Genomic DNA, 11203 nt, shown 5'->3' with positions numbered 1-11203 from the left:
GAGAACATCTTGATTCGCTAGCGTATCAAAAATTGCCTTGATGTCGCTGACAGCCGAAGAAAAACCAGCGTCGTCGTGATCGTAGCGATGGGCGTCAACGGCGACGGCCGTCGCGATATGCTCGGCATAGATGGCGGTGTTTCCAAAGCCGAGACGTTCTAGACGGACTTTCTCCGCGAGAACGCTCGCCGCGGCCTGCACGGGGTGAAGCTGGCCATGTCGGACGGGCACGAGGGCATCAGCGCGTCACTGGCGAGGGTCATGAACGCGACCTAGCAGCGCTGCCGCGTCCACTTCATGCGCAATGTCCTCGCCCATGCCGGGCGATAGGGCAGCGTGTCGACTCCGCGTTCACAGTCACGGTGTTCGCCCATGGAGACGCTGAGGCGGCCAGACTCCTGTGCCGGCACGTCGTCGACGACTCCGGCCGTACGTTCCTGAGACCGCCGCGCTGATGGACGAGGCCGATCCATACGTGCTGGCCTACATGAGCTTCCTGGCTGCACACCGGGTCGAGTTCCGCAGCCCGGACCCGCTGTAGCGCCTGACCGGCGAGATCAAGCGCCGGACCGATGTCGTGGGCATCTTCGCCAACACGGCGGCCATCAGCCGCCTGGGCGAGATCCTCCTTCAACAGAACGACGAGCGCTCACGCTACATCACCCAGGACAGCATCGCCACCTCGCGATGATCCTCTCGTCAGCCTGCCCACCCTGGCAGCCTCATCCTCCCGGCCAATGCCGATAATGGTGGCGGCTCTAAGCCAGCTACACTATGCCAGGGAACACGACCGGACAGTCGTGATGCAACGTTGGTTAGGCGTTTGTAAAGAATGAACTCTGCATTTCAGGTATAATTCTGGAAAATGGCGACCGCACTGCCTGCGAATTAAAATTTGATGTGCGACGCATCACCGACGGCGGCGTCTCACTCTGCGCATGAGTTGCATGTCCGTATGTAATGGATGTTTGTCAAGCCATCCCGCTTCACGGAAGGATAACGGCCTAAGCATCCGAGGGATTCTTCCAGGGTATGCGGTTGGCTGCAGAGCAAAGGAACAGATCTGTGCATTCGCTGATTGCATCCGGGCCCAGTCATCCGCGGGCGACTATCTTCTTCCTAAGCACTCTCGTCGCTGGGGTGATTGGACTTATCACAGCAAGTTTCACTATTTTCATAATATCCATGGCGGCGTCTCTTCTTATCTTCGTTTTATTTTACCTATATTTGCAGAGGAAGTTGGGGTGGAGAGCGCTCGAGATTATCTCATTTTGGGATGTCTTGTTGCTGCTTTGGCTCTGAGCAGTTTTGTGATTGGAAATAGATAGAAATTATGATGTCCCCTGCTCTCTGGCTTGATTAGCCTCCGCCAGAACATATCGAGAGGAAGTCACATCGTGGGTTCGACTTTGAGCCGGGTGAGCATTCAAGGGCTGGTAACAGCCGTGGTGGCTCTCACCCTCCTTGTTCACCCAGGCTTACCCGAAACTCCGCTGTACGTTTCGTTGTCTGGCATCGCGATGGCCGGCATCCTTGTGGCTTCCAACAAGGTCTCGGCCTACCTGAGAATATTCATTTCCGTCTACGGCCTAGGATACGTCCTACTGGCCGTCGCGGGTCTGCTGGGAGCAATGGGCGCGCTTCCATCGTCGATCACTTCGCTCCTGCCGCCAGATTTTGCTGCAACGGGTTCGGTCGTATTTGCGTTCATTATCCTCTTGATCTCGTATTCTCAGGCAATCCAAACGTTTACGCTTATCGCAGATCCCTACTTCACAAATTGTGATGCCCCGGAACGCAACATTGGCCTCTTCCGTCTACTAGGCGCGACGGAGGGCGTGATCGGACAGCGACTCGTTGGCTTGTCGCTTATTATAACACTAGCTCAAGTGGCCATACAGCTTCGAGCAAGTTTCCTGGCCCGCGACCTATTTAATGGGCTGCAGGAGTATAATATTGCCGCGTTCTGGTATCAGTTGACTTGGGTCTTCATTCCGCTGTCCGCATTGGCCGTTTTCACTTCGATGCTCGATACCGTCATCGATGAGTCTTTGCATCTGCGTTGGCGGACGTGGCTTACCCGCAGCCTTTACGAGCGTTGGCTCGACAGCGGTACCCACTACAGATTGCCGTTCGACGCCGCTCATGCGGATAATCCGGATCAACGCATACAGAACGACGTCAATCTTTTCATAGTCCAGACGACGTCTTTGTCTATAAAATTGCTATCACAAGCCACAACTCTGATATCATTCATCGTCATTCTCTGGAATATTTCGCGGGATTTCGTCTTCCCCTTTACCGATATTGTCGTTCCGGGATTTCTGGTATGGCTTGCCATCGGCTACGCGGTGATCGGGACTTGGCTCACACATGTCATCGGACACCCACTCATCAAGTTGTCCTTCCTACAAGAGCAAGCCGAGGCCGATTTTCGCTTCTCTCTCGCGCGCACTCGGATTTTTTCCGAACAAATTGCCCTCTTGAAAGGAGAGAGACAAGAAAAATTGCGGCTTGACGATCTCTTTGGTCATATCATACGCAACTATATCCAAATCATTATAAGAAAGACAAAGCTTTCTGTGTTCGTCAAGCTGTTCCAGCAAATCAGCAGTGTTTTCCCTTTCGTTTTGGCGGCGCCGGCGTTCTTTTCAAAACAAATAACACTGGGACAATTTACTCAGACTGCCGAAGCTTTTGGGAGCGTACAAAGTTCATTATCTTTCTTTGTGGAATCTTATACAGCAATCGCTAGCTATAGAGCAAATGCTGATCGACTGCATTCATTTGGGTGTGCGATGACGAAGGTCGAAGCCCACTTGGCTTCGGGCGTAGGATCGGTTGACGTTGTCGAGAATTTGGCGGGCGTTGAGGCCGCTAACTTCACACTGATGTTGCCCGACGGTCGAAAGATCGTTGACGGCGGAGATTTTGCTCTTTCGAAAGATCGGGCGACTTTGATCGTTGGCTCGTCCGGCTCAGGCAAGTCCACCTTGTTCCGCGCTATTGCGGGTATCTGGCCGTTCAGCAATGGACGTATCAGAGTCCCGGCAGGCCAATCCGTTTTGCTCCTCCCTCAGAAGCCCTACATCCCGCTCGGAACGTTGCGAAATGCTTTGACTTATCCTCGATGCGTGCAGCGTTTCCCGGAAAAGGTAGTTCGAGAGGCGCTGGAAGATGCCGAACTTTCTCATCTTGCAGATAAGCTCGACGTTGCGGATTGTTGGGATAACCGGCTATCCGGTGGCGAGCAGCAAAGATTATCGATTGTTCGCGCGCTTCTGATTAAGCCCGACTGGTTGTTTCTCGACGAATCTACAGCAGCTCTCGATGAGGCATGCGAAGCGAGGATTTATGGAATTTTGCACGAAAAATTGACTAATACTACGATTGTTTCGATCGGACATCGCTCCACACTCAACCAGTTTCATGATCGCTTCTTGGAGCTGTCGTCAATGAGTCTGCGCCAAGTATCGAGAAACCATCGCGACCGTACGCTCACTCCGTCGGCAGGCATGAGAGGTCTCGGGTTCGGTATTGCTGGTCGGCTTTTGCGATAGGATCCGAGCCCTACACTCTTAGTGTCGCATTGATCGAGGAGAAAATTTCACCATCGATCTGGCGTCCTGCATCTTTTCTGCAAAGCCGATCCTTCTCAGAACGCTGCCTCCGGCGTTGGTACGAATGGAAAGCCGCGGAAGTTCGCCTCGTTGGCGAATTTGGACCGACAGGTCGCCAGGGTGTGGTCGCAGCCCTGGTAGGCCGTGAAGCTGTCACCCCGAGCCGGCAGCGCCGGCAGCGGGTAGGTGAGGATCAGACCGGTCGCGTCCGCCAGCTTGATCGTGGCCGAGGCTCCGGCGTTGCCGCCCGAGGTGAACGTCACCGTCCCCTGCGTCAGCGCCTCGCTCGCGCCGGCCCAGGGGATGAACGTCGTGCTCGCCCTGTCGCCGACGGCCCCGGCCGAGGCGTAGGCCTGCCGCACGAGCCGGCAGCCGGTGTCATAGAGCGTGTGGTTGCAGGTTGGCTGCCAGACGTTGCGCGGCAGATCGATGTCGAGCAGCGTCAGCTCGCTTGCCACCGTCAGGGTCGCGGAGGTGCGCCCGACCTGATCGACGCTCGCCAGGCGCCCCGTGAACAGCGTGACCCCACCGATCGGCGGCGCGTCCCAGGCGGTGAGGACGGCCCGATCGCGCCGGATCGTGCAGCCGTCGAACACGCCCTCGCGCAGCGCCACGAGGAATGGCACGCCGCCCACCGTGTCGGTCGGGCGAGCCGACACCGTGATCCGCTGCTGGTCGACGTCGAGGCCGGTGGTGCAGCGGTAGCGCAGCCCGTCCACCAGCACGGAATCGGCGCGGTAGGTGGTGCCGTTCAGCGCGATCGGCACGTCGGCGTCGGTGTAGGCGAGGATCAGGCCCGACAGCAGCGTGAAGGTGAAGCAGTCCGCCATCAGCAGCCGCTTGTCGGCCCGCGCGCGCATCTCGGCGAGGTAGGCCAGGAGCGCGGGCTCGGCGGGCCTCACGTCCGCACGCTCCGGAACTTGACGCCTTCCGCCTTCCACAGGCCGGCCATGACGTTCTCGAAGTCCTGCACGTCGTCGAGGAAGCGGCACAGGTAGGCGAAGCTGAACGCGGCGCCGATCACCGCGCCCGCGGCCGGCGGGGTCGGCAGCACGATCCGGTTCGGCGCGGCGAGGCTCCAGCCCTCGGCGGGCGCGCCGTCGACGGTGACGGCGCGCAGGGCGGTGACCCAGCCGACCGGCTCGGAGAAGCCGCCGAGCGTGCGCAGCGCCGGGAAGGCCAGCGACCGGCCGTCGCCGACGCCGATCGCGCCGGCCGTGACCGTGTCGTCGGTCGGATCCGTGTAGAGGAAGGTGCCGAAGCGGCCCTGGCAGCGCAGGAACAGGCCGAGCAGCGCCTGCAGCGAGTTCGCACCGAGGCCGGGGAAGGCCGCGCCCGAGGCCAGCCCCTCGAAGGTCACTTCGAACTCCCACAGTGGTGCCGTGTACAGGCTCGCGCGCACCTCTCGGCCCGAGACGTGCGGGGCGAGCCGCGTCGCGAAGGTCGGGCGCTTATGGACCGACCAACCCTGGCCCGGCAGCGCGGGGAAGGCGGGCGGGACCTCGCTCACCCGCGCACGCTCACGAGCCGGAAGGCTTGGGTGGCGAACAGCAGCGCCATGAACTGCTCCAGGTCGAGGTCGTCGTCGGCGAAGCGGCAGAGCAGGCTCGATCCGGCCCCGAGCTCGGGCGGCACGGCGACGCGGAACGGCAGGGCGCGTCCGGCGACCTGGCCGTAGAAGCCCGCGAGGCGCTCGAAGTCGCCCGCTAGGCCGCTCATCGCGAAGTCGCCGGCCGCCAGCACGTCGTAGGCCAGCTCGATCTCCCACATGGGCGCCCGCACCCGCGCCGCCCGCGCCTCGCGGCCCGAGACGTGCGCGGCCGCGCCGGTGCGGAACACGGGCGCGTAGCGCACCGACCACGCCCGGCCGGAGAGCGCCGGGAAGGTCGGGTACGGCCCCGGAACCGGTGACGGGTCGGGCGGCGGCGGCGGCAGCGCCGGCCCCTTGCCGCTGACCCACAGGCCCGCCGGCCAGTTGAGGGTGTCGCCCCAGACTTCGGAGCGCAGCGGGAAGGTCGGGAACGGCCGCGCGTCCCAGTTCCAGACCGCGAAGAAGGCGGTCTGCAGCATCGGCAACCCGGCGGCCGAGACCTCGTTCTGGCCGTCGCGGTACCAGTATTCGTAGACCGCCCGCAGCGCCATCGCGCAGAGTGTATCGTCGCGCCGGGGCGTGTAGGTCGCGCCGTCGGCGCTGTCCCACACCGACCAGAACGCGGTGAAGCTCTCCGTGCTCTTCGGATCGTAGAACACGTTCGGCTGGTTGGTCGCGCGGTCGATCGAGCCGAAGCCGTACTCGACGGTGGTGATCGACTTCGATTGCGGCACCCATCGGGTGACGGGTCCGCGCGGCACCCAGCCCTGGCCGTCGCCGGTGTCGTAGACGGCGCGGTGCGGGTTCTTCCACCACCAGCGCAGCTGCTTGTTCGCCAGGATCTCCTGGCCCGGATAGTACCGGCTGCGGGTCTGCGTGACGCGGTCGCCGGTCGGCCGGGAGACCTGCTGATCGGAGCCGAGCGGGTCGAGACCGATCCCGAGATTGTCCGAGTCGGCGTAGAACCAGTCGTACTTCTCGCCGCCCTCGATGTTCCGCTTCAGGTAGGCCATCGCATAGAGCGTCGGCTCGCCCGAGAGCCCGAGGCCGCTCATCGTGTCGGGCCCGGGCGGCCAGCGGCTCCGGTCGGGCGCGGGCGCCGTCCAGTTCGCCGCGTCGAGCCCGCCCGCCGTGGTCCAGTCCGACAGCGGCAGGTAGTTGTCGAACGCCACGAGGTCGATGCTGTCCCGGGCGTAGAGCTGGTCGAGATGCGGCCACTGGCCGGCCTCGCCGGGGTGCTGCACGCCCATCCACACCGACCAGTCCGGCGAGTAGGTGATCAGGTTGTGCAGGCCCGCCGCGTCCCGGGTCAGCCCGGCCGCGTCGAAGATCGCGCGCACGTCGTCGGCGAGCCGCCCCAGCCCGTCGACGAAGGGGTAGTCCCAGGTGGCGGTGCCGTCGGCGCCGGTCGTGCCGGCCCGGGTCCAGCCCGGCCCGCGGATCGCCTCCAGTCCGCGCAGCTCCGAGCCGAGCAGGAACAGGTCGACGCCGCCGGCCAGCACGCACAGGTTGGCGCAGTGCAGGATCATCCGGCGCAAGCTGTAGTCGTCGGCCGAGCCGGCATAGTCGACGGTGAGGCGACCGGTATCGCGGGTGAACTGCGACGGCTTTGCCGGCCCGAGGATCCGGGCCACCGTCGCGGCCGCGGCCGCGGTCCCGTCCGCGTCGAGCCCGATGCGCCCGCGCCACGGGAAGCCGGGGCAGTCCATCAGCAGGAACGGGTAGAACACGACGCGGTAGCTGCGCGCCTTCAGGTCGCGCAGGCAGCGCACCACGCTCTGGTCGGACGGCGTGCCGCCGTAGACCGCGTGGCCGTCGACGGTGGTGATCGGGATCAGGATCGGGGCGCCGCCCGGGCCCCGCGAGAGCTGCGTCAGGCCGGAGACCTGCCAATTCTCCTCGACCGGCTCGGGCCCGTCCACGCGCTGGAACGAGCCGTCGATGTAGATCGTCGACGGGTAGATCCTGCAGACGCGCGCGTCGACCGAGGAGCCGAACCACGCCACGAGCAGGTTGACGGTGGTGCAGCCGGGCACCTGCTCGGCCAGGGCGTCGAGGGCGAGGCTGCAATCGGTGCGTCCCGAGCCCGGCGCGGCGTAGGTGTTGATCGGCTTGAACGGGCGCTCGGCAGCCGAGGGCGGCCAGCGCGAGGCCCGGTAGGGCAGAGGGTCGTAGCCGAACTCCCCGGTCGCGGGTAGCAGGTTGAAGCCGGTAATGAAGTCGATCACAGCTCAGATTGGCCCCTCAGCGCGGCCGCTTCAGCCCGGTCCCAGCCGCGACAGGCCGAGATGCGCGCCCTGTCGGACCGCCTGGTTGATGGCGCGCATGAGCGGGCGCGAGTGGTTCTGGAAGAAGTCCGCCACCGAGGCGCCGTCCACGGCCGAGACGTTGATCTGGGTGGTGTGGTTGAGCGCGAGGCTCGGCGCCGGGCTGCCGCCCATGGCCGCGCGCAGGGCGCCGGCCGGCCCGGCCGGCACGATCATCTCGCCCTTGTGCACCTGCGCGACCATGTCATTCGGCAGCGACCACGCGCCGACCGCGAAGGACGGGATCGCCGCGGCGGCGGCCGCCACCGTCGCCTNCCGACGCGACGGCGCGGAGGGCCAACCGCCCGCGCAGCGCGGCCAAGTCGGGGCCGAGTTCGGCGCGCGGAGCATAGGGCACGGGCCGCGTGCCGAGGTCGGAGGCCTGCGCGCCGTCGAAGCCCCGGCGCACGCCGGGCGCGGCCAGAAAGCTCTCCGCCGGCGTGTTCTCCGCGCGCAGGAGATCGTGCGCGTCCAACTCGACGTGCCAGTAGGTGAGATCCGCCACGGGCTCGCCACGGGTGATGCTCGAGCCGTTGACCAGATGTCCCGCGGCCACGAACAGCCCGTCCAGCCACAGGCAGTGATCTGGAGAGACCCGCAGGTCGCGGGCGGGGACGCCATCGGCCAGCGCGCCGGCCCGGATGCGGACGGGGCGCTCGGCCCGCGGCGCGGTCGATCCCGGGTATGTGCGGGCGCCGATCCAGCGGATCGGGCGCGGTGTGCCGGCGGCCGTGATGGCGAGATCGCCCGGCACGAGATGCTCCACCGGCACGTCCGAGATGACCCGATCGCGCAGGATTCGTATGCGCGTGCCCGTCACGTAGCAGGGCGCAGGGTTCGACGGCTGGGACGGGTTCGCGGGGCTCGCGGGATTCGTGGGCTGGGCCGGGTTGATCGGGTTCGTGGCCGTCGCGGCGCGCACGATCGTGCCGCCCTGGCCGTCCGACGCCGCCGCGAAGCTGGTCGCGCGCGGGGCCGACAGGACGAAGTTCTCGCTCACCTGCCCGCCACCGGAGCGGGTGCCGGTCACGGTGATCGAGCTGTTCGCGCTGTTGTAGCTGACGCTGGCGTTGGTCAGGCCGGCGAGCGCGATCTCGTTGCCCGAGCCGAAATTGGAGATCGTGTTGGCGAAGGTTCCGCCGCTGGTTGGCTGGGCGGTCAGGTCGAGCCCGAGGCGCGCGGTCGCCGTGCCCGACATGGAGCCGAAGGTGATCGTCCCCGTGCCGGCAGAGGTCGGCGCGCCGAGCTGCAACGTGCTGGATGCCGTGCCCCCGGCCACGCCGATGGTCGTGCCGCCGGAATAGGTGCTGGCCCCCGTCAGCGTCTGCGTGCCGGCGGTGACGGCCACACCGCCGGTGCCGGCAATCGCACCGCCGTACGCGGTCGATCCGTCGGTGATCGTCAGGCTTCGCGCGCCCAGCGTCGTGCCGCCGGTGCCCGACAGGGTGGTGACCGAAGCGCCCGCGGTCGTGCCCGCGATGTCGAGGGTGCCGGCGTTGGCCACGGGTCCGAGATTGTTGGGCGCGTTGCCGAGGATGCGCAGCGTCGTGGCGCCGCCGACGATCCCGAGGCCGCCGTTCAGCGTGCCCGTGCCGGGGGTCAGGTCGTTGGTGCCTCCGGTGACGTTGATCGCGGCGGCCCGGACGGTCGTGCTCCCGCCATTGAAGCCGCCCGAGATGGTGCCGGTGTTGGTGATGGCGAGGTTCGCGCCGGATATGCCGGCTCCGCCCTGGCCCGCGGCTCCCGCCGTCCCGCCATTCGCGGCACCTCCCAGTCCACCGTTCCCGCCCGTGATCTGGCCGGTGTTGGTGCCCGTGCTCCCGTAGAGGAGAAGACCGATGCCGCCGTTCCCGCCAGCGCCGCCGGACGCGCCGGGACCGCCGGCGGCACCGCCGTCGCCGCCGTTCCCGCCGGTGATCTGAGCGCTCGCGATGAAGGATCCGGGGCCGGGCTCGACGAACCCGTAACCGCCGCTGCCGCCCCCGCCGCCGCCGCCCGTCCCGTTGCCGGCGCCGCCCGTTCCCCCGTCGCCGCCGGTCCGGGAGAACGTGAAACCGACGCCGTTCCCGGTGTTGGAGAAGTACTGGCCGTGGCTGCCGCCGCCGCCGCCGCCGCCGCCATCGCCGACATTCGGGCCCGCGAGGCCGGCCCCGCCATTCGCGCCGACAAAGCTGGATCCGGGGTTCGTCGAGTAAGGGCCGCCGGTCCCCGACGTGTTGGCGATCGTTCCGCCGGCCGCCGCGCCACCGTTGCCCCCGGCGCCTCCGACCGAGCCCGCGGCACCGCCCGCGCCGCCCCCGCTCCCCTGAGCCGAGGAGCCGCCGTTTCCACCGGCCGCGCCGGTGCCGTTCGCCACATCGTCCGCGCCGGGCTGACCCCCTGCGCCGTTGACCGGATCCGCGCCGCTCCCGCCCTGACCGCCCGACATCGCCGCGTTCCCACCTTCCGAGTCGACCCGTCATCCGCGCTCGCGCGCGGGCGGGTGCTTGCCGTCAGCGTGACGCCTGTACGCTCCCGGAGTCGAGAGAGCATCGTCGCCAAATGGGCCATCGCGGTGTTCGCGATACCGCTTTTTCCTGAGACGTGCTCTGTTCGCGGCAGGCACATCGGACGAGTCCGGCATGGAGACTGGTTTGATCGACGTCCATGCGGGTGTGCTGGTCGTGAGAGTAGTCAACAGGCCGGCGCGTCGGAGCGGGCGTGCTCGCCCGAACCCGTCCCGCACAGCCGCCTGGGCATGGCCGCTTGCTGTCCGTCCTGCCTCTCGGGCCGCGCCGCGCCGGGATCCGCGCGCCGGGGGCCTCAATGGCCCGAGCGGCGGATCAGGCTCTTGAGGCGCTGGTCGGCGGTGTCGAGGCGGTCGGCGATCCCGCGCCGGATGCACTTGCCGACGGAATCCCCGGCGTAGAACCCGACCGTCTGGTCCTGGTTGCGGCAGGACTGGACCGGCGGCCACGCCACCACCGCTGCCACGACCAGCAGCACGACCAGGCAGTCGACGACGAGCCAGCCCTTCCAGCCGAGGCGGAGGCCGCGCCGCCGCTCGGGCGCCCGGCTCCGGCGCGGGGTGTGGTGCGCGCCGTCCGGCCCGACCCGCGCCATGCGGGCGCGGAACTGGGCCTCCTCGAGGGCGTCGGAGGCGCGGGCGGTCGAGGCCGGCAGAAGCGGACGGGTGGACATGGCGGCCTCGCGGAGGTCGGTTCGGAGCGGAGCGGAGGGGCGCGAGCGGGCGTTGAGCGGACGTTGAGCGGGCGCTCAGTTGATGAGCCGCTTCAGGAGCGCGAGGTTGTCCTGGATCGACAGGACGTTGCCGAGCATCTCGGTGCGGGCGCAGGCGCCGGCTCCGACGAGCCCGAGCCAGCCCGCCGCCGGGCGCGCGCTGCAATCCGCGAAGCTGCCGTACAGGAACAGCCCGGCCGGCACCGCGAGCAGGGCGAGCTTCGTCAGCGAGAAGAACCGCCCGAAGGCGCCCCTGCGCGGGCGCCGCGCGTCCCGGTCGTCGTCCCAGTCCCTGTCGTCCGGCTCCCAGCCGTAGCGGTCCGCCTGATAGGCCGCCGCGTCGATGTCCCGGTCCCGGCGATGCATGGCGTTCCGTGCTCGGTCTGATCAGTCGGACCGAAGGTGCCACGCTTTCGTGAAGCTCAACCTAAGAGCAATGTTTAAGTTCTTCCGAACAGGTCCCGCCC

Annotated in this window: 8 protein-coding genes and 1 pseudogene; 2 read left to right on the top strand and 7 right to left on the bottom strand. The window is 66.5% G+C overall.

Features of this window, described 5'->3' with window-relative positions; translation table 11 throughout:
• Window positions 1–57: 57 nt before the first annotated feature.
• A pseudogene (locus tag MMR14E_RS02140) lies at window positions 58–722 on the top strand (transposase); the annotation flags it as partial.
• Window positions 723–1397: 675 nt separating this feature from the next.
• Window positions 1398–3560 (top strand): ABC transporter ATP-binding protein/permease, encoded by a 2163-nt coding sequence (locus MMR14E_RS02135; protein ID WP_331312611.1) that lies wholly within the window; start codon window positions 1398–1400, stop codon window positions 3558–3560.
• Between the two features lie 95 nt (window positions 3561–3655).
• Here the strand turns inward: MMR14E_RS02135 and MMR14E_RS02130 are convergent, their stop codons facing one another.
• The 7 genes from MMR14E_RS02130 to MMR14E_RS02100 form a co-directional block, all read right to left on the bottom strand.
• Complete coding sequence (locus MMR14E_RS02130; RefSeq protein ID WP_331312610.1) at window positions 3656–4522, bottom strand: DUF2163 domain-containing protein; 867 nt, start codon at window positions 4520–4522, stop codon at window positions 3656–3658.
• Entirely contained in the window at window positions 4519–5130 is a 612-nt protein-coding gene (locus MMR14E_RS02125) for a DUF2460 domain-containing protein (protein WP_331312609.1), read from the bottom strand. The genes MMR14E_RS02130 and MMR14E_RS02125 overlap by 4 nt, the downstream gene beginning before the upstream one ends.
• Entirely contained in the window at window positions 5127–7439 is a 2313-nt protein-coding gene (locus MMR14E_RS02120) for a baseplate megatron protein TIM-barrel domain-containing protein (RefSeq protein WP_331312608.1), read from the bottom strand. The genes MMR14E_RS02125 and MMR14E_RS02120 overlap by 4 nt, the downstream gene beginning before the upstream one ends.
• 30 nt (window positions 7440–7469) lie before the next feature.
• Entirely contained in the window at window positions 7470–7784 is a 315-nt protein-coding gene (locus MMR14E_RS02115) for a hypothetical protein (protein ID WP_331312607.1), read from the bottom strand.
• Complete coding sequence (locus MMR14E_RS02110) at window positions 7723–9945, bottom strand: Hint domain-containing protein (protein ID WP_331312606.1); 2223 nt, start codon at window positions 9943–9945, stop codon at window positions 7723–7725. Before MMR14E_RS02110 ends, MMR14E_RS02115 begins: the two co-directional genes overlap by 62 nt.
• A 374-nt stretch (window positions 9946–10319) precedes the next feature.
• Complete coding sequence (locus MMR14E_RS02105; RefSeq protein WP_331312605.1) at window positions 10320–10697, bottom strand: hypothetical protein; 378 nt, start codon at window positions 10695–10697, stop codon at window positions 10320–10322.
• A 75-nt stretch (window positions 10698–10772) separates the two neighbouring features.
• Window positions 10773–11102 carry a hypothetical protein gene (locus MMR14E_RS02100; RefSeq protein WP_331312604.1) on the bottom strand — a complete coding sequence of 110 codons (330 nt, stop codon included), beginning with the start codon at window positions 11100–11102 and terminating at the stop codon, window positions 10773–10775.
• Window positions 11103–11203 lie beyond the last annotated feature (101 nt).

The sequence above is a fragment of the Methylobacterium mesophilicum genome (assembly GCF_036441335.1).
Classification (GTDB): domain Bacteria; phylum Pseudomonadota; class Alphaproteobacteria; order Rhizobiales; family Beijerinckiaceae; genus Methylobacterium; species Methylobacterium mesophilicum_B.
This window is presented reverse-complemented; position numbering and strand designations above follow the sequence as displayed.

Coding starts and splice junctions, on each gene's coding strand:
- MMR14E_RS02105 (WP_331312605.1), bottom strand. CDS start 10,697: ATGTCCACCCGTCCGCTTCTGCCGGCCTCGACCGCCCGCGCCTCCGAC.
- MMR14E_RS02100 (WP_331312604.1), bottom strand. CDS start 11,102: ATGCATCGCCGGGACCGGGACATCGACGCGGCGGCCTATCAGGCGGAC.